At 72.6% G+C, this 19572-nt stretch carries 14 protein-coding genes and 1 pseudogene; 7 read left to right on the forward strand and 8 right to left on the reverse strand.

Translation table 11 applies throughout. The features are described from left to right. Positions 1–93 precede the first annotated feature (93 nt). Complete coding sequence (locus OG937_32255) at positions 94–1410, reverse strand: extracellular solute-binding protein (protein ID WUD76037.1); 1317 nt, start codon at positions 1408–1410, stop codon at positions 94–96. A gap of 157 nt (positions 1411–1567) precedes the next feature. Here OG937_32255 and OG937_32260 point away from each other — a divergent pair, with 157 nt between their 5' ends. Continuing rightward, positions 1568–3565: a beta-galactosidase gene (locus OG937_32260; GenBank protein ID WUD76038.1), complete on the forward strand. Its 1998-nt coding sequence runs from the start codon at positions 1568–1570 to the stop codon at positions 3563–3565. A gap of 9 nt (positions 3566–3574) precedes the next feature. On the opposite strand, the gene OG937_32265 is transcribed toward OG937_32260, so the two are convergent. Further along, a complete protein-coding gene (locus OG937_32265; GenBank protein WUD76039.1) occupies positions 3575–4342 on the reverse strand; it encodes an IclR family transcriptional regulator in 768 nt (255 codons plus the stop codon). Between the two features lie 112 nt (positions 4343–4454). Between OG937_32265 and OG937_32270 the strand changes: the two genes are divergently transcribed. After that, entirely contained in the window at positions 4455–5990 is a 1536-nt protein-coding gene (locus tag OG937_32270; protein ID WUD76040.1) for an aldehyde dehydrogenase (NADP(+)), read from the forward strand. Between the two features lie 501 nt (positions 5991–6491). Here the strand turns inward: OG937_32270 and thpD are convergent. The 5 genes from thpD to OG937_32295 form a co-directional block, all read right to left on the reverse strand. Next, on the reverse strand, positions 6492–7385 hold the full coding sequence (gene thpD / locus OG937_32275) for an ectoine hydroxylase (GenBank protein ID WUD76041.1): 894 nt from the start codon (positions 7383–7385) through the stop codon (positions 6492–6494). 6 nt (positions 7386–7391) lie between these two features. Beyond that, entirely contained in the window at positions 7392–7790 is a 399-nt protein-coding gene (locus OG937_32280; protein ID WUD76042.1) for an ectoine synthase, read from the reverse strand. Between the two features lie 19 nt (positions 7791–7809). After that, positions 7810–9081 (reverse strand): diaminobutyrate--2-oxoglutarate transaminase, encoded by a 1272-nt coding sequence (ectB, locus tag OG937_32285; protein ID WUD76043.1) that lies wholly within the window; start codon positions 9079–9081, stop codon positions 7810–7812. 49 nt (positions 9082–9130) lie between these two features. Further along, positions 9131–9625, reverse strand: coding sequence for a diaminobutyrate acetyltransferase (gene ectA, locus OG937_32290; GenBank protein WUD76044.1), 495 nt, complete (start codon positions 9623–9625; stop codon positions 9131–9133). Between the two features lie 369 nt (positions 9626–9994). After that, positions 9995–11083 (reverse strand): aminotransferase class V-fold PLP-dependent enzyme, encoded by a 1089-nt coding sequence (locus OG937_32295; protein ID WUD76045.1) that lies wholly within the window; start codon positions 11081–11083, stop codon positions 9995–9997. A gap of 68 nt (positions 11084–11151) precedes the next feature. Between OG937_32295 and OG937_32300 the strand changes: the two genes are divergently transcribed. From OG937_32300 to OG937_32315, 4 genes are all read left to right on the forward strand, one after another. Beyond that, entirely contained in the window at positions 11152–12252 is a 1101-nt protein-coding gene (locus OG937_32300) for an amidohydrolase family protein (GenBank protein WUD76046.1), read from the forward strand. A 168-nt stretch (positions 12253–12420) separates the two neighbouring features. After that, complete coding sequence (locus OG937_32305; protein ID WUD76047.1) at positions 12421–13539, forward strand: hypothetical protein; 1119 nt, start codon at positions 12421–12423, stop codon at positions 13537–13539. Positions 13540–13751: 212 nt separating this feature from the next. Further along, positions 13752–14804, forward strand: a complete 1053-nt coding sequence (locus OG937_32310) for an LPXTG cell wall anchor domain-containing protein (protein WUD76048.1) — start codon at positions 13752–13754, stop codon at positions 14802–14804. A gap of 202 nt (positions 14805–15006) precedes the next feature. Then, positions 15007–17754, forward strand: a complete 2748-nt coding sequence (locus OG937_32315) for an ABC transporter substrate-binding protein (protein ID WUD76049.1) — start codon at positions 15007–15009, stop codon at positions 17752–17754. A 168-nt stretch (positions 17755–17922) separates the two neighbouring features. Here OG937_32315 and OG937_32320 read toward each other — a convergent pair. Then, positions 17923–18132, reverse strand: a pseudogene (locus tag OG937_32320) (ATP-binding protein). 502 nt (positions 18133–18634) lie between these two features. Between OG937_32320 and OG937_32325 the strand changes: the two are divergent. Further along, positions 18635–19537, forward strand: a complete 903-nt coding sequence (locus tag OG937_32325) for a helix-turn-helix transcriptional regulator (GenBank protein ID WUD76050.1) — start codon at positions 18635–18637, stop codon at positions 19535–19537. Positions 19538–19572 lie beyond the last annotated feature (35 nt).

Here is a 19572-nt window from a genome sequence, read left to right on the forward strand (position 1 = left end):
TACGGGCGGACGGGCGGACGGGCGGGCGTACGGACGGACGGGCGGGACCGGGGGCGCGTGGTGCCCCCGGTCGGCCCGAGGGGCTGCCGCGCGCTACTCCGCGACCGAGAAGCCCTGCTTGCGCATGTCGGCGACCGTCGTCGACTGCACCGTGCCCAGCGCCGGGCCGAAGCCGGACTTGTCCTGCGCCGCCTTGCCGAAGGCGTCCTTGAACGCGCTGTAGGCGACGTTCACGTTCGGACCCCACGCCGCCGGGGCGGTGGTCTTCGCGATCTCCGCCGCCTTGGTGTAGAAGTCCGGCTGGTTGGAGAAGAACTCCGGCGCCTGGGCGAGCGCGTCCCCGGTCTGGGCGGCCGTCGCCGCCGGGTAGATGCCGCCGTTCTTCACCAGGGCCGTCACGGCCTCCGGGTCGGTGTTCAGCCAGGTCGCGAACTTCACCGCGGCGTCCTTGTGCTTCGAGTCGTTGCTGACGCCGGTCGTGGAGCCGCCCCAGCTGCCGGTGACGTTCTCACCCGCGTTCCACTGCGGCAGCGGCGCCATGGCCCACTTGCCCTTGGTGTCGGGGGCCGCGGTCGTCAGCACGCCCGGCGCCCACACGGCGCTGACCCAGGCGATCTGGGTCCCGGTGTTGAGCGCCTTGTTCCACGCGGGGGTGTACATCGGCTGGTTGTCGATGACGCCCTCCTTGACCAGGCCGCCCCAGAAGTCGGCGACCTTGGTGGAGGCGGCGTCGTCGATGGCGACGTTCCACTTGTCCCCGGCGGTCGTCCACCACTTCGCGCCCGCCTGCTGCGACAGGCCCGCGAACAGGCCGGGGTCGGTCGCCGAGAAGGTGGTCAGCGACTTCTTGGCGTCCTTCTTCTTCAGGGCCCGGGCCGTCTGCGCGAACTCGTCCCACGTCGTGGGCACGTTCAGGCCGTACTTCGTGAACAGGTCCTGGCGGTAGTAGAACATCAGCGGCCCGGTGTCCTGCGGGATCGCGTACACCGCGTCGGAGCCGAGGGTCACCTGCTGCCACACGCCGTCGGCGAAGTCCTTCTTCACGTCGCCCGCCTGCCCGGATATGTCGGCCAGGACGTCGTTGCTCACCAGGGTGGGGAGGGCCTGGAACTCGGCCTGCACCAGGTCGGGCGCCTTGTGCGCCTTCGAGGCGGTGATGATCTTGGTGACCAGGTCGTCGCCCGACGCCTGCTTCTTCACCGTGACCGTGATGCCGGCCTCCTTGCCGGGACCGGCGTTCCAGATCGCCGCGACCTTGTCCAGGCCGGGGGCCCAGGCCCAGTACGTGAGGCTGACCGGTCCGGACTCCGCCTTGTCTCCGTCTCCGCCGTCGTCCGACGAACCGCAGCCGGCCAGCAGCGTGGTGGAGAGCGCGGCCGCCGCGAAGGCGGCGACGAGGCGCTTGTTCATGGGTTCCTCCCCTGACGAGGGTGCGCGGGGGCGCTGTGAGCGTTCACAGTAGAGAAACATCTCCGACACTTGTCAATGCTTGTGGCCGTGCGGTTACCTTGGCCGAGCCGCCCCTCGGGCAGCTGTGCACGTTCCCAGAGTTGACCCAGGAGATCCCATGGCGCGCCTTGCCTACGGCGGCGACTACAACCCCGAGCAGTGGCCCGAGGAGGTCTGGCACGAGGACGTCCGGCTGATGCGCGAGGCCGGTGTGACCATGGTCAGCGTCGGCATCTTCGCCTGGTCGAAGCTGGAGCCCGAGTCCGGCCGCTACGACTTCGCCTGGCTCGACCGGCTGCTGGACCTGCTGCACGAGCACGGCATGGGTGCCGACCTCGGCACCCCCACCGTCGTGCCGCCCGCCTGGTTCTACGCCGCCCACCCCGAGGCGCTCCCGGTGAACCGCGAGGGCGTCCGCTACGGCTTCGGCTCGCGCGGCGCCATCTGCCACAGCTCCGCCGCCTACCGCCGGGCCGCCGCAGGGATCACCGAGCGGCTGGCCGAGCGCTACGGGAGCCACCCGGCCGTGGCGATGTGGCACGTCCACAACGAGTACGGCGTACCGGTCGGCGCCTGCTACTGCGAGGCGTCCGCCGAGGAGTTCCGGCAGTGGCTGCGGGCCCGTTACGAGAGCCTCGACGCCCTCAACGCCGCCTGGGGCACGGCTTTCTGGGGCCAGACCTACGGCGACTGGGCGCACGTCGACGCCCCGCGGCTGACCCCCACCGTCGCCAACCCGGCCCAGCAGCTGGACTACGCCCGCTTCACGGACGAGACCGTCCGCGGCAACTTCACCGCGGAACGCGACATCCTGCACCGGCTGTCACCCGGCGTCCCGGTCACCACCAACTTCATGACCGCGCTCAGCCAGTGCGACTCCATGGACTACTGGGCCTGGGGCCGCGAGGTCGACCTCGTCACCAACGACCACTACCTGATCACCGACGGCCGCCGCACCCACGTCAACCTGGCGATGGCCGCCGACCTCACCCGCTCCGTCGCCGGCGGCGCCCCCTGGCTGCTGCTGGAGCACTCCACCAGCGGCGTCAACTGGCAGCGCCGCAACCCCGCCAAGGCCCCCGGCCAGATGGCCCGCAACAGCCTCGCGCACGTGGCCCGCGGCTCGGAGGGCGCCCTGTTCTTCCAGTGGCGGCAGTCCCGCTACGGCGCCGAGAAGTTCCACTCCGCGATGCTGCCGCACGCGGGCACCGACAGCCGCGTCTGGCGCGAGGTGGTCCGGCTGGGCGCCGACGTCGCCGCCCTCGCCGAGGTCGCCGGCACCCGGACCGTCGCCGACGCCGCCGTGCTGTGGGACTGGCAGTCCTGGTGGGCGCAGAAGCTGGAGTGGCGGCCCAGCCAGGACCACGACGCGCGCGAACGCGCCGACAGTTACTACGAGGCCCTCTTCGACCGGCACCTGACCGTCGACTTCACGCGTCCCGAAGCCGATCTGTCGGCCTATCCCCTTGTCGTCGTCCCCGCCCTCTACCTCACCACCGAGGCCGCCGGACGGAACCTGCGCGCCTACGTCGAGGGCGGCGGCACGCTGCTGGTCTCCTACTTCTCCGGCGTCGTCGACGAGCACGACACCGTCCACCCGGGCCCCGTGCCCGGCGCGCTGCGGGACGTGCTCGGGCTGACCGTCGAGGAGTTCGCGCCCCTGCTCGACGGGGAACGGGTCCGGCTCGACGGCCCCGAGGGCCCCGCCCTCACCGGCGACCTGTGGACCGAGGTCGTCGTCCCGCGCGGCGCCGAGCCGGTGTGGACGTACGCCGACGGCCCCGCCGCCGGCCGCCCCGCCGTCACCCGGCACGCCCTGGGCGAGGGCACGGCCTGGTACGTCTCGACCCGGCTCGGCCCCGCGGAGCTCGGCGCGGTCCTGGCCGCCGCCGCGGAGGACGCCGGACTGCCGGACCGGGCCGAACTGCCGCATGACGTCGAGGTCGTCCGCCGCGCCGGCGAGCAGGGCACGTACCTCTTCGTGATCAACCACACCGGGTCCGAGGCGAAGGTGCCCCTCGACGCGCCGGGTACCGAACTGCTCACCGGGGAACGGGTCATCGGTCGGCTCAGCGTGCCGCCGGGCGCCGTCCGGGTGCTCCGCGAGGAGTCCTGACCCGGACGGTCACAGACGGCGGGTCGCCAGCGTGAGGCGGTCGCGCGCGTCGAAGAGGGCGTCCTTGATCAGCTGCTCGTGGGCCGGGGTCAGCCGGGCCACCGGGACCGAGCAGCTGATCGCGTCGCGGGCGGGCGTGCGGTACGGGATGGCGACGCCGAAGCAGCGCAGGCCCAGCGTGTTCTCCTCGCGGTCCACGGCGTAGCCCTGCTCCCGGATCTGGTGCAGCTCCGCGATCAGCTTCTCGCGGTCGGTGTGGGTGTGCTCGGTGAGCGGCTCCAGCGTCTCCGGCAGCAGCTTGCGGACCTGCTCGTCGGTGTACGTGGCGAGCAGCGCCTTGCCGAGCGAGGTGGAGTGGGCCGGCAGCCGGCGGCCGACCCGGGTGAACGGCCGCAGGTAGTGCGATGACTGACGGGTCGCCAGGTAGACGACGCTGGTTCCGTCGAGGCGGGCCAGGTGGATGGTCTCGCTGGTGTCGTCCGAGAGCCGGTCCAGGGTCGGGCGGGCCGCGGCGACGACCTCGTCGCCGTCGATGTACGAGGTGCCGACCAGCAGGGCGCGCACGCCGATGCCGTAGCGGGTGCCGGTGGCGTCGGTCTCGATCCAGCCCAGCTCCACGAGCGTGCGCAGCAGCATGTACAGGCTGGACTTGGGGTAGCCCACGGCCTCCTGCACGGCGGCCAGGCTGTGCATGCCGGGTTGCCCCGCGAAGAACTCCAGCAGCTCCACCGTCCGCACCGCGGATTTGACCTGCGCGCCGCCCTCACCTGCAGCCATCTGGAGTGGACCCCCCTTGTTCGGCCGGGACCCGCACAAGTAGGCTCCCGAACAGATTCACAGTTGCGGATGCTGTTCAGTATATCGAACGGAAGGCCTGGAGGTGCCCGCGGTGGCCGTACCAGTGTGGAGCGTCGATCCCCGAACCGGGAAGCAGCGGGAGCAGGTCGCCGTCGAAGCCACCGCCGAGGAGGTCGACACCGCGGTGCGCGCCGCCGCCGCGGCCTTCCCGGCGCTGGCCGACCGCGAGGTGCGCGCCCGGCTGCTGCGCACCGCGGCCGACTTCCTGGAGGAGGCCGGCCCCCGCATCCTGGAGGCCGCCGACGCGGAGACCGCCCTCGGCCCCGCCCGTCTCACCGGCGAACTCGGGCGCACCACCTACCAGCTGAGGGCCTTCGCCGAGATCGTCGAGGAGGGCGCCTTCCTCGACGTCATCATCGACCACGCCGACGCCACGCTCGCCCCGCCCCGGCCCGACCTGCGGCGCTACAAGATCCCGCTCGGCGTCGTGGCCGTGTACTCCGCGAGCAACTTCCCCCTCGCGTTCTCCGTGCCGGGCGGCGACACCGCCAGCGCGCTCGCCGCCGGCTGCCCCGTCGTCGTCAAGGCCCACCCCGACCACCCTGCGACGAGCGAGCTGTGCGCGGACGCGCTGCGCCGCGCCGCCGTCGCCGTCGGCCTGCCCGCCGACGTCGTCTCGGTGGTCCACGGCTTCCAGGCCGGCATCGACCTGATCAAGCACCCGCTGGTCTCCGCCGCGGGGTTCACCGGCTCCGTACGGGGCGGGCGCGCCCTCTTCGACGCCGCCGCGGCACGACCGGTGCCGATCCCGTTCCACGGCGAACTCGGCAGCCTCAACCCCGTGGTGATCACGGAGGCCGCGGCCGAGGAGCGCGCCGAGCAGATCGGCGCGGGGCTCGCCGGGTCCGTGACCCTCGGCGTCGGCCAGTTCTGCGTCAAGCCCGGCCTCGTACTGGCCCCGGCGGGCGAGGCCGGCGACCGCCTCCTGAAGTCCCTGGCGGCCGCGGTCGGCGACGTCGCCCCCGGCACGCTGCTCGACGCCCGCATGCGGGACAACTTCATCGCGGGCGTGCGTGAACTGACCGCGCTGCCCGAGGTGGAGGCGCCGGTCGAGCCCGGCGACGGCGGCGAGCACCTGGTGCGCGCCGGCTTCGTCTCCGTCCCGGCGGCCCGGCTTGCGGAGGGCGGCGTGCACGATGCGCTGCTGGAGGAGCACTTCGGTCCGGTCACGGTCGTCGCGCGGTACGGCGGCGCGGAGGAGGTCGAGGGGGTGCTCGGACGAATCCCCGGGAACCTCACGGCGACGGCGCACCTGAGCGAGGCCGAGGCGTCCGGCACCGACGCCGACGGCTCCGGCGCGGACCTGCTGCGCCGCCTCACCCCGCTGGCGGGGCGCGTCGTGGTGAACGGCTGGCCCACGGGGGTAGCCGTCGCCCCGGCCATGCACCACGGGGGCCCGTACCCGGCCACGACCTCGACGTCCACGTCGGTCGGCGGCACGGCGATCGAGCGGTGGCTGCGGCCCGTCGTGTACCAGGACGCGCCGCAGGGGCTGCTCCCGGCGGAGCTGCGCGATGGCAACCCCCTGGGGTTGCCGCGCCGCTTCAACGGCCACCGCGGGGCCTGATCTCTGCGGCGGGGGTCTTCGCCTGGTTGCGGGTCGGCCGCTCGCCGGAGGCGAGGCGGGCTGGCGCAACCCCGCAACGGAGCTGCACCTGTGCGGTGCCTCGGGCGTCGTCGGCGTGTGCACGCCGGTGGTGGGGGTGTGCCAACCCTCCCCCAGCCTTCGGCCGGGGGGACCCCCATGCCTTGCGGAACGACTTCCCACAACCCCCACCTCGTCCGGCCGTCATGCGCCCCAACACACGGGAGGGGGTGTGGCGGGGTGCGCCCATGGGGGTCCCCCCGGCCGAAGGCTGGGGGAGACGAGCGGCGAACCCGGTACGCAACGATGTGGACGTAAACCGCGAGCGCTGTGGGGGTCCCCCCGGCCGAAGGCTGGGGGAGTGCGCCGGCGCGGCACCGACCCAGGCACACGGTGCGCAAGGCCCGCACTGACCGCGCCGGACACCCCCACCCCCACCGCAACCACGACGGCGCCGCACACGACAACCGGCCGCCCGGAGGGCTACCGCACTGGGGAGAAGTCGCGCGCCCCGATGAACTCGGGGCGGCGGACCGGCGCCGCGAAGGGGTCGACGGCCGCGTTCTCCACGCTGTTGAAGACGATGAAGACGTTGCTGCGCGGGTAGGGCGTGATGTTGTCCCCCGAGCCGTGCATGGCGTTGCAGTCGAACCACACCGCGGACCCGGGCGGCCCGGTGAAGAGCCGGATCCCGTGGCGGCCCGCCAGTTCCGTGAGGGCCGCGTCAGAGGGCGTGCCCGCGTCCTGCATCTGGAGGGACTTCTTGTAGTTGTCCTCCGGTGTCGCGCCCGCGCAGCCGAGGAACGTCCGGTGCGAGCCCGGCATGATCATCAGGCCGCCGTTGGTGGCGTGGTTCTCGGTCAGCGCGATCGAGACCGAGACCGTGCGCATGCGGGGCAGCCCGTCCTCGGCGTGCCAGGTCTCGAAGTCCGAGTGCCAGTAGAAGCCGGAGGCGCCGAAGCCCGGCTTGACGTTGATCCGGCTCTGGTGGACGTAGACGTCCGAGCCGAGGATCTGCCGGGCGCGGCCGACGACGCGGGGGTCGCGGACCAGTTCGGCGAAGACCGGGCTGATCTTGTGGACCTCGAAGACCGAGCGGATGTCCTGGGACTTCGCCTCCACGATGGACCGCTCGTCCGCGCGCACCGCCGGGTCGGCGCACAGCCGCTCCAGCTCGGCGCGGTAGCGGGCCACGTCCTCGGGCCCGATGATCGCGTCCACGGGCAGGAAGCCGTCGCGGTCGAAGTCGCGCAGCGCGGAAGGCTGGATCGGGCCGGACGTGCCGGGGCCGCCCCAGACGACCGGGTCCTGACGCGGGGTCAGCATCTCGGCCGTGCCACGGGTGGGGTAGAGGTCGGTCGTCGTCACGGTGGTCATCGCTGGTCACGCTCCCTCGGTGAGCAGGGGGTAGACGCCGTTCTCGTCGTGCACCTCGCGCCCGGTGACGGGCGGGTTGAAGACGCAGACGAAGCGCAGGTCGGTCCTGGGGCGCATGGTGTGCCGTTCGTGGCCGTCGAGCAGGTAGAGCGTGCCGGGGGAGATCGCGTGGCGCTCACCGGTCTCGTCGTCGGTCAGCTCGCCCTCGCCCTCGACGCACAGCACCGCCTCGACGTGGTGGGCGTACCACATGGAGGTCTCGGTCCCCGCGTACATCACGGTCTCGTGCAGCGAGAACCCCACGCGGTCGTCGGCGAGGATGATGCGCTTGCTGCGCCAGGTCCCGGTCTCGGCGGTGACATCGCGGTCGGTGCCCTCGATGTCCTTCAGGGATCGCACGATCACGGTCGGACGGTTCCTTTCGTCAGGCGGTCTCACGGACGGAGCGGGCGAGGGTGCGCAGCCCCTCGTCGAGCTCCTCGGGGGTGATGGTCAGGGCGGGCAGCAGCTTGACGACCTCGCCGCGGGGGCCGGAGGTCTCCAGCAGCAGGCCCAGTTCGAAGGCGCGGGCGCACACCCGCGAGGCCCGGCCGGGGTCGGTGAACTCCAGGCCCCACACCAGGCCGCGGCCCCGGTACCGGGCGCCGGAGCGCGGATGCTCGGCGCAGATCTCGCGCAGGACGGCCTCGGCCTGCTCGCCGCGCTTGAGGGTCTGCTTCTCCATGCTCCCGCCGTCCGCCCAGTAGGTGTCGAGGGCGGCGGTGGCGGTGACGAAGGCGGGGTTGTGGCCGCGGAAGGTGCCGTTGTGCTCGCCCGGCTCCCAGATGTCGAGCTCGGGGCGGAAGAGGGTCAGCGCCATCGGCATGCCGTAGCCGCCGATCGACTTGGAGAGGGTGACGATGTCCGGCACGATGCCCGCCTCCTCGAAGGAGAAGAACGGGCCGGTGCGGCCGCAGCCCATCTGGATGTCGTCGACGATCAGCAGCATGTCGCGGCGTCGGCACAGGTCGGCCAGGCCGCGCAGCCACTCGGGGCGGGCGACGTTGATGCCGCCCTCGCCCTGGACCGTCTCGACGATCACGGCGGCGGGCTGGTTGAGGCCGGAGCCCTGGTCCTCCAGCAGCCGTTCGAACCACAGGAAGTCGGGGACGCGGCCGTCGAGGTAGTTGTCGAAGGGCATCGGGGTGCCGTGCACCAGGGGGATGCCGGCGCCGGCCCGCTTCATCGAGTTGCCGGTGACGGCGAGCGAGCCCAGCGACATGCCGTGGAAGGCGTTGGTGAAGGACACCACCGACTCGCGGCCCTTGACCTTGCGGGCCAGTTTCAGCGCCGCCTCGACGGCGTTGGTGCCGGTCGGGCCGGGGAACATCACCTTGTGGTCCATGCCGCGCGGGCGCAGCACGACGTCCTGGAAGCGTTCCAGGAAGGCGCGCTTGGCGGTGGTGCTCATGTCGAGGCCGTGCGTGATGCCGTCGCGCTCCAGGTAGTCCAGCAGGGCGCGCTTGAGCACGCGGTTGTTGTGGCCGTAGTTGAGGGCCCCGGCGCCGGAGAAGAAGTCGAGGTAGTCGTGGCCGTCCTCGTCGAAGAGTCGGCTGCCCTGCGCACGGTCGAAGACGGCGGGCCAGCCGCGGCAGTAGCTGCGGACCTCGGACTCGAGGGTCTCGAAGACGGACAGGGCGGGCGGGGTGAGGGTCACCGTGCATTCCTTCTGTGGGGGAGAGAGGAGTCGTGCGGGGACGGCCGGGTCAGACGAGGGGCCCGATGCGGTACAGGACTTCGGGCTGGTGGCCGTCGGGGAACAGCGCAGCGTCGAAGAGCACCTCGCGTTCGGTGCGGGCTCCGTGGCGGGCACCGAAGGACGTGAACAGGCGGTGCGAGGCCTCGTTGTCCGGGGTGATCGTGGTCTCGACCTCGCGCACACCGGACGCGGAGGCCCGTTGCGCGAGGTCGTCGAGCATCGTGGCCGCGAGCCCCTGACCGCGGTGCGCCTCGTCCACGGCGACCTGCCAGACGACGAGGGCGCGGGGGCGCTCCGGGCGGACGTAGCCGGTCACGAAGCCGATCGGTTCGCCGTGCGCCGCACGCGCCACCACGGAGGTGCCGGCGAAGTCCCGGCACCACAGGAGGTAGCTGTACGGGGAGTTCAGGTCCAGGGTCCGGGAGTCGCGGGCAATGCGCCACAGTGCGGCGCCGTCCTCTATTCGCGGGGTGTCGAGCAGCAATTCCCTTGCGGCGGTCATGCGGAAAGAACGTAGCGGGCGGAATTCGGAATTGCATGCCGCGCGGCCCTTGTAGCGGGCCGGTGCTGCTGATATCAGGCGCGTGAAGGCTGTTGGCGTGGGATGCTTTGCCCGGATATATCGGGGCGGAAAGGTGAGGTTGTGGCCTCGGTCACATCCTCGAAATCATCACGTCGCGTTGATGGAATCTTGGCGTTTGAAGTCGTGATCCCGGGGCAGGAGGTGAATGCGGAATACCTTTCCCGATTCCACGGATAATTCCCCGGAATTTCCCTTGGGTCAAGCCCCGTGGAATTCCGGGTGCCGACGGCGAGGGGCCGCCCGGGCCGCTCACGCCGGCCCGGGCGGCCCCTCGGGGGTGGGGTGGGGTCAGGCCCGCCAGGCGGCCTCGGCCGCCGCCACGGCCGGCCCGGGGTCCGCCTCCAGCGCGCCGGCCAGCGTGCGCAGCGTACGGACGACCACGGCCGGGTCGGCGTCCCGGCCGTAGTGGTTGACCCGGATCATCTCCTTGGCCAGCGCGCCGCCCCCGGCGACCAGCGGAAGCCCCGGATCCAACGCGAGGGCGCGGGCGACCAGGGCGTCGGCGGCGACGCCGTCCAGGGTGCGCAGCGTCGTCGCGACCGGCGCGGCGTCCTGGTCCCGGTACACGTACGGCTCGACGGCGGCGGCCAGCGCCGCCGCACCGGCCCGGGTCGCCGCGGCGGCGGCGCGGTGCCGGGCGACCACCGCGTCGAGCCCGGCCTCCTCGATCCGCTCCAGGCAGGCCTCCAGCGCCAGCATCTCCAACTGCGCGGGCGCGTGCGGCAGCGCCCTGCGCCCGGCGTCGATCCAGCGCTCCTTCCAGTCCAGCAGGGACAGGTACGAGCGGCGCGGCGCCGCCGGGTTGTCCGCCAGGCGCCGCCACGCGCGCTCGCTCACCGACACCGCCGACACCCCGGCGGGCCCTCCCATGGCCTTCTGGGCGCCGATCACGCACAGGTCCACGCCCCACGCGTCCACCAGCAGCGGCTCGGCCGCCACCGAGGCGACCGCGTCGACCATGAACAGCGCGCCGTGCGCCCGGACCACCTCGCCGATCTCCGCCACCGGGTTGGTGTTGCCGGTGGCCGCCTCCGCGTGCACCAGCGACACGAAGTCGACCTCCGGGTGGTCGGACAGTGCCCGCGCGACGTCCCGCGCGCTCACGGCGGCGTGGAAGGGCACCTCCAGGTCGACCACGGTGGCGCCCGCGTCCCGCAGCCAGTTGCCGAAGGTCTGGCCGTACGGTCCGGTCACCACGTTCAGCGCCGTCGAGCCCGGCCGCGCCCCGCCGCGGATGCAGCCTTCCAGCGGCAGCAGGGCCTCGCCCTGCGTGATCACGACGTCCTGCCCGGTGTGCAGGAGCGCGGCGACCCTCCGCTCGATCGCGGCGAAGCGCCCGGCGGTCAGCGGGGGCAGGTCGAGGAGGGGGTGGGACACGGCAGCGCTGCTTCCTTCGTCGGGGGGTGTACGGCCCGAGGGTATCCGGCGGCTCGTAGAGTGCAGACATGGCTGATCGCGAGGGGACGCACGCACTGCACGTCAAGGGCCGCATCCTGGCCGGGCCGCAGGACGTACGGGACGAGCTCTGGGTGGTCGGCGGGCGCGTCACCTACGAGCGCCCCGCCGGTCTCCGCGACCTCACCACCGTGCAGGGCTGGGTCCTGCCCGGCCTGGTCGACGCCCACTGCCACGTCGGCCTCGACCAGCACGGCCCGGTCGACCCGGGCATCTCCGAGAAGCAGGCGCTCACCGACCGCGACACGGGCACCCTGCTGCTCCGCGACGCCGGTTCGCCCTCCGACACGCGCTGGATCGACGACCGCGAGGACCTGCCGCGGATCATCCGGGCCGGCCGGCACATCGCCCGCACCCGCCGCTACATCCGCAACTACGCGTGGGAGATCGAGCCCGAGGACCTGGTCGCCCACGTCCGCCGGGAGGCCCGGCGCGGCGACGGCTGGGTCAAGCTGGTCGGCGACTGGATCGACCGGGACACCGGCGACCTGTCCGCCTGTTGGCCGCGGGGCGCCGTCGAGGCCGCCATCGCCGCCGCCCACGAGGAGGGCGCCCGCGTCACCGCCCACTGCTTCGCCGAGGACTCCCTGCGGGACCTGGTCGAGGCCGGGATCGACTGCGTCGAGCACGCCACCGGGCTCACGCAGGACACCATCCCGCTCTTCGCCGAGCACCAGGTGGCCATCGTCCCCACCCTGGTCAACATCGCGACCTTCCCCGACCTCGCGGACGGCGGCCAGGCCAAGTTCCCGCGCTGGGCCGACCACATGCGCCGGCTCCACGCCCGCCGCTACGACACCGTCCGCGCCGCCCACGACGCGGGCATCCGGATCTTCGCCGGCACCGACGCCGGCGGCTCCCTCGCCCACGGGCTCGTCGCCGGCGAGGTCGCGGAGCTCGTCACCGCCGGTCTGCCCGCCCTCGACGCGCTCTCGGCCGCCACCTGGTCCGCCCGTGAGTGGCTCGGCCGCGACGGCCTCACCGAGGGCGCCTCCGCCGACCTGGTCGTCTACCCGGACGACCCGCGTGCCGACGTCCGCGTCCTGGCCGCGCCCCGGCGCATCGTGCTGCGCGGTCGCGTGGTGGGGTGACCCGGCGGACACGGCGGCGCCACGGTAGCGGAGCGCGGCCACCGATGCGCCCGGAATGATCCCGGAGCACCGGTTCGGGTGATCCTGTACGGGAAAAGTCGATCCGTCCTCTTCTGTCGTGTTGCGATCGGTCGTACCGGCCGACACCGCAACGGGACGGGGAGCACGATGACCAGGCAGGGACCGCAGAGGTACCCGGGGGCCTCGCGCAGGTACTGGTACCAGGACGACTACGGCGGCGACGCGATGGAGGTCAACGCCGTCGTGCTGCACACCACCGAGGGCCGCAGCGTGCCGACGTACGGGGGCGGCGGCAGCGCGCCCAACCTGACGGCGAAGCCGGACTTCGAGGACGAGAAGCTGGTCTGGTACCAGCACTTCGACATCGACATCTCCTCGCGCGCCCTGGTCAACCGGCCCGGCGGGGTGGAGACCAACACCCTCAACGTGTGCCAGGTGGAGCTGGTGGGCACCTGCGACCCCGAGCGGCACGAGGACTGGGGCGCCGCCAACCGGCACGTCTACTGGCCCAAGGCCCCGCAGTGGGCGCTGCGCGAACTCGCGGAGTTCCTCGCCTGGATGCACACCCACCACGCTGTGCCGCTGAAGGGGCCGAAGCTCTGGCTGCCCTACCCCCGCTCGTACGGGAACGCGGGCGGCCAGCGGATGACCGGACGGGAGTGGAACGCCTTCCGCGGCGTCTGCGGGCACCAGCACGTGCCGGAGAACTGCGTGCACCCGGACACCCCCGTGCTCCGCGCCGACCTGAGCTGGGCCCGGGCGGCCGAACTGGCCGTCGGCGACGAGGTCGCGTGCTTCGACGAGGAGGACGCCCAGGGCGCTGCGGATGTCGCGGGCGGGCAGGGGCGGCGCCGGCTCCGCCGCGGGGTGGTGACCCGCAACGACCCGGCGCGCAAGGACGCGTACCGGGTGACCACGGCGCGGGGCGAGGTCGTCGCGACGGCCGACCATCCGTGGCTGGTGCGGCTGCCGCACGGCGACGCGTGGGTGACCAGCCGTGAACTCACCCCGTTCAAGCACCGGATCGTCGCGGTCGCCGACCGGCAGGGCACCCCCGCGGGGGCGTGGGAGGGTGCCGCGGTCGCCGACGTCACCGCCGAGGCGGAGGTGCTCGCGGTCGAGCACCTGGGGGAGCAGCCGATCGCCTCGCTGTCGACCTCGACCCGCACCTATGTGGCCCGCGGCCTGCTGTGCCACAACTCCCACGGGGACCCCGGCGCGGTGGACTTCGCCAAGGTGCTCGAATACGCGCGATCGCAGGTGTGACGCGCGGGAACGCATGTGCCGCAGGTTTCGAATACGGAGGCGAAAACCACCCTTTGGAGTGAACCGGGCTCAGGCGGGTGCCGGTTCACTCTCCGTACGTAAATCATTACGGGGTCGAGGTCGCCCGGCGAGCGCGCTGTCCCCTTCAGCGGCGCCGTGGCGACTCCATGACCACTTGGGGGTTTTCCACTTTGTCCAGCTCTCCCTTCAGCATGCCCGCGCGCCGTCCCGCCGCCGCGCTGGGGGCCGCCGTCGCGCTGGCGGCGGGTGCCCTCGCCCTCGGGCCGGCGACCCCGGCCGCCGCGACCGGGGGGACCCACGGCTCCTCCGGCAAGGCCGGTGCGGTCGTCCTGCGGACCGGCCTGGAGGTCTCACTGCTCCGCAAGTCCGTGGACGTGCCGCTGAACCTGACGCTCAACGAGGTCCACGCACCGGCGAGCGCCGACGAGACCGCGCTCTCCGCCACCCTCGACGGGGTGGACCGCGGCAGGCCGTTCAGCGTCCTGCGCGCCGACGTCGCCACCGCCAGGGCCACCGCCGACCGCCACAAGGCGGAGGGCTACGCCAACCTCGTCAAGGCGCGCGTCAGCCTGCCCGGACTGCCGTTGCTCGGGCTCATCAAGGCCGACGCGATCTCCGCCCGCGCCACGTGCGTGGCCGGCCGGAAGCCGGTCGCCGACGTCGAGCTGCCCGGCCATGTCGTCGTCCTCGGCAAGCGCGTCAAGGTGTCGGCCGGTGGCACGACCCTGGTGAAGGTGCCCGGCGTGGGCGAGGTCCGCCTCGACCTCGCCAAGAGGACCGTCACCTCGCGCAGCGCCGCCGCCACCGCACTGGAACTGTCGGTGGAGGTCAACCCGCTCAAGCTCGGCGTCGCCGAGGTGAACGGCACCGTCACCCTCGCCGGGGCCACCTGCGAGACGCCCCGCCGCGGCGGGCACGACGGCGGCGGGCACCACGGCGGCGGCAACGGCGACGGGGACAACGGCGGCGACGACTCCGGCAGCGGCGAGGAGCCGCAGACCGGCGGCGAGTCCGAGCAGCCCTCGCAGTCCGCGGAGCCCTCGCAGTCGGCCGGGCCGTCGGAGTCCGCGCGTGCCGACCAGTCCCCGCAGGCCGCGCCCGCGGCCGCCGGTGACCTCGCCGAGACCGGCAGCAGCTCCATGACCCCGTACCTCGCAGGCGGTTCGGTGCTGCTGTTCGCCGCCGGATTCCTCGTGATCCGCAAGACCCGCCGCAAGCCGGCGGCCGAGAGCGCCCGGGACTGACGAACCCGGGTCGACCCCGGGGGGCGGACCAGGGGTGAGGGGGGACGTGGAGGGCGGCGGAGTGTCCGGAGCCGCCCTCCACGCGCTTTCCCGCACCGCTCCCCGCTCCGGCCGCTCTCTCGTCGCCGTCTGAAAAGGGCACTTTCCACTACCCTGTTGGGGAGTGTCCGCGCGCCCGTCGCGGACGGGGCCGGGGGGTCGCATGTTCGGGGGACGGTACGAGTTGCGGGCGCTGCTCGGCTCCGGCGGCATGGCCCGGGTCCATCTCGCGTACGACACCCGGCTCGGCCGGACCGTGGCCGTCAAGACGCTCCTTCCGGAGCTGGCCCGCGACCCCGAGGCGCGCCGCCGCTTCGCCCGCGAGGCACGGGCGGCGGCCGGGCTCAACCACCCCGGCATCGTCACCGTCCACGACCAGGACGAGGTGACGACGGACGACGCGGTCGTGCCGTACCTGGTGATGGAGCACATCGAGGGCCGCACCCTCGCCGAACTCGCCCGAGAACAGGCCCCGATGGAGATCGCGCGGGCCGTCCGCATCACCTGCGAGATCCTGGACGCCCTCGCCCACGCCCACGCCCGCGGACTCGTCCACCGCGACGTGAAGCCCTCCAACGTCCTGATCGCCACCGGGGGCACGGTCAAGGTCGCCGACTTCGGCATCGCCCGGGTCGTCCACTCGCTGTCCCGCATCACCGGCACCGGCTCCGCCATCGGCACCCCCGGCTACATGGCCCCCGAGCAGTGCGCCGGCGACGCCGTGGACGCCCGCAGCGACCTGTACGCGGTCGCCTGCATGCTCACCGAACTCCTCACCGGCACCGTCCCCTTCGCCGGGGCCACCCCGCTGTCGGTGATGTACGCCCACGTCCACCAGACACCGGCGCCGCCCTCCGCGCGCAACCCGCTGGTGCCGCCCGAACTCGACGCGATCGTGCTCTCCGCCCTGTCGAAGAACCCCGCCCTGCGCCCGCGGAGCGCCGCGGAGATGAGGGACGCCCTCAGCGGCTGGCTGGCCTCGCGGACCCCGCCCACGGGTCCGCCCGCCCTGCCCCCGCCGCCCGCACGGCCGCCCACCCTGCCCCACCCCGCGTACAACCCGCCCTCGTACGGCCCGCCGTCCTACCCCACCCGTCCCGCCTGGGACACCCCGGTCCCGGGGCCCCGGCGCCGCCGCTGGGGCGTGGTGTCCGCGGTCACCGCGGCCGTCGTGGCCGTCCTGGTCACCGTGACGGTCGTCGTCGACCCCTTCGGCGACGACCCGAAGAAGCGGTCCACCCCCACCGCCCAGGACGTGATCGCCGCCCGCAGGCCCACCGGCGGCTACAACGGCGCCCTCACCGGCGCCGTCAACCCGTCCACCGCCAAGGGCGGCACCCTCAGGCTCATCTCCGCCTACACCCCAGACTCCCTCGACCCGGCCCGCACCTACTCGCCGATCGTGTGGAACCTCGGCCGCCTCTACCTGCGCAAACTCGTCGACTTCGCCCCGCAGCCCGGCGCCGCGGGCACCCGGCTCGCCCCCGACCTCGCCACCAGCACCGGCACGATCTCCGACGGCGGCCGCACCTACACGTACACCCTCAAGGAGGGCGTCACCTTCGAGGACGGCACGCCGATCACCTCACGGGACGTCAAGTACGGCATCGAGCGCACCTTCGCCAGGGACCTGTACCCCGGCGGCCCCACCCACCTGCGCGACCTGCTCGACCAGGGGCAGGACTACCCCGGTCCCTACAAGGACACCGACCCCGACGGGCTCGGCCTGAAGAGCGTCGAGACCCCCGACGACCGCACGATCGTCTTCCACCTCGACGCGCCCTTCGCCGACTTCCCCCACGTCCTCGCGCTGCCCATGTCCTCGCCCGTCCCGAAGGCGAAGGACACCAAGGAGAGCTACCAGGACCAGCCGGTCGCCAGCGGCCCCTACCGCATCGCCTCCTACGACGCCGCCAAGGGGCTGCGCCTGGTGCGCAACGACAAGTGGGACCCGGCGACGGACGCGATACGCACCGCCCTGCCCGACGAGGTGGAGCTCACCATCGCCGCGGACGCGGCCGCCGTGGACACCGCCCTGATGAACGGCACCGCCGACCTCGACCTCGCCCAGACCGGCGTCCAGCAGGCCACCCGGACCCGCATCCTCGCCGACGACGCGCTCAAGTCCCGAGCGGACCTCGTGCAGACCGGTGCCGTCCGCTACTTCTCCCTGCAGACCGCCGTCGCGCCCCTGGACGACTACCGCTGCCGCTGGGCCGTCCAGTACGCCACCGACCGCAGCCTGCTGCGTGACGCCCTGGGCGGCCAGGACGCGGGCGACGTCGCCGGCGGCATGCTCCCGCCGACCGTCGGCGGCCACGACCGGCACCTCGACACCTACGGCACCGTGACCGGCGGCTCCTACCCCGAACAGGCCCGCCGCTTCCTCGGCGAATGCGGCCACGCCAAGGGGTTCAGCACGGTCGTCGCGGTCTCCGCCGGCGACCAGGCCGCCCGCAAGGCCGCGCAGTCGCTGGCCGGCCAGCTCGCCGAGGTGGGCATCACGGCGACCGTACAGACCCCCGACGCCGCCGACTTCTACGCCGCCCTCACCGACCAGCAGCAGATCAAGGACAAGGGCTGGGGCATCGTCATGACCACCTGGCAGTCCGACTGGCCCTCCCCGGCCGGATTCCTGCGCCCGCTGCTGCTGCCGGACAGCCCCAGCAACTACGCGGGGCTGGACGACCGGGAGATCAACTCCCTGATGGACGAGGCCGACTCCGAGACCAACCGCAACGCCGCCGACAACCTCTGGCGCACCGTCGACTCCACCGCCCAGGACCGCGGCACGCTCCTGCCCTTCCTCTACGACCGCCGCCTCAACTACCGGTCCGACCGCCTGACCAACGCCTACGTCCACCCGGCCCTGGGCGGCCTCGACGTCCAGGCCCTCGGGGTCAAGGGCTGACCGGGCGGCGCCGGGTCTGGGCAAGAGGGCGTGCGGCGGGGGACGCCGCGGATGCGGATGCGAGGGCGCGCAGGACAGGTCCTGATCGACCCAGACGAGCTTGCCGCCGGTCGCGGACCGGAAGCCCCACCTGTGGCACAGCTGAGCGATCATGAAGAGGCCCCGGCCGTTCTCGTCGGCGCCGCGAGCGTGGCGCAGGCGCGGGTGGCCGCTGCCGCTGTCGAAGACTTCGCAGGTCAGGACTTGGTGCTTGATGAGCCTGAGACGGAGGGGGCCGACGCCGTGGCGGACGGCGTTGGTGACCAGCTCACTGACGATCAGTTCCGTGGTGGGCACGAGGTGGTCCAGCCCCCATTCGCCGAGCTGCCGGGCGGCCATGTGCCGGGCGGTACGGACGACGGTCGGATCGGCGGGGAAGTCCCATGAGGCAATCCGGGCCGCATTGAGTGTGCGGGTCCGGACGAGGAGCACGGTGGTCGCGGCGGCGTCGATGCCGGGCCCGCTGTCGACCATCGCTATTGCGGCATCCGATATCTCCCGGGGCTTCGGGGGCTCAATGAGTTCGGCCTGTTCAGTGGTCGTCATCGCGGTTTATCCCTTCAGGCGTGTGGCGCGGGGGAAAGCCGATCTGCGTGCAATTCCAGCGAACCAGCCGGAGGGGTGCCTGAGGGCGGTCAAGCAGGCTCTCCTCGGCCATGGCCTGCTGGTCCGGGTACTGGCAGGCCCCCTGTCCATCGCCGAGTGATCTCTGCGGCACGGGCCTTTTCGATAAACGCCCCCGACGGCTCGTTCTCGAAACAATGCATTGAAGTGAGCGGGAATTGGCGTGGTGGAAACCGTGATTTTGCCGGGGCGGTGCGCAGAGGGTTAGCCTTGGCATATGGCCAAAGCACCGTCCGGTTCGGGTGACAACAGGGAACTGAGCGATTTCCTGCGCTCGCGGCGCGCCCGGGTGGCTCCCGAGCAGGCCGGGGTCACGCCGGGGGCGAGTCGCCGTGTTCCGGGACTTCGTCGCGAGGAGGTCGCGTTCTCGGCCGGATTGAGCGTGGACTACTACATCCGTCTGGAACGCGGACGGGTGGCCAACGCCTCGGAGGCGGTGCTGGAGGCCGTGGCCCGGGCTCTGCGGCTGGACGACGCCGAGCGTGCGCACCTGTTCAACCTGGCCAGGCCGCAGTCCGTGGTCAGGGCCAGCCAGCCGGAGGTTCCGCGGCGAGTACGGCCGGGGGCGTACGCCCTGCTCGAGGTTCTCGCGGACAGCCCCGCCATGATCCTGGACGGCCGTATGGACGTCCTCGCAGTCAACCGGATGGCCCGGGCGCTATTCGTCGATTTCGAAGCGATGCCGGTCCGTGAACGTAATTTGGCGCGGTTCGTATTTCTCGATCCTGCGGCACGTGAACTGTTCGTCGACTGGGACATGGCCGCCCGTATGGTGGTGACGGGGTTGCACCTGTACGCGGGTCAGAATCCGGACGACACGCGTCTGACCGAGCTGATCGGCCACCTGTCGGCCGCGGACGCCGACTTCAGCCGGTGGTGGGCGGCGCATGATGTGGAGGTGTTCTCCCACGGCACCAGGCGCTGTCGGCACCCCTTGCTCGGGGAATTCGTCCTCGACTACGAGACCCTCGTGTTCCCCGGTGACCCGGACCAGTGGTTGTACGTGTGCACGGCCCCACCCGGCTCACCGTCCGCGGAGGCGTTGCGTTCCCTGGCCGGCCGGATCGGCGAATCGGACACCGATCCGGAGCGGAGGTCGCCTCCGGCTACCGCGCCCTGACGGAGGTCGGTTTCGAGGGGGACGGGTCCGTCCGC

Origin of the sequence: Streptomyces sp. NBC_00510 (assembly GCA_036013505.1) — a bacterium.
Taxonomy (GTDB): Bacteria; Actinomycetota; Actinomycetes; order Streptomycetales; family Streptomycetaceae; genus Actinacidiphila.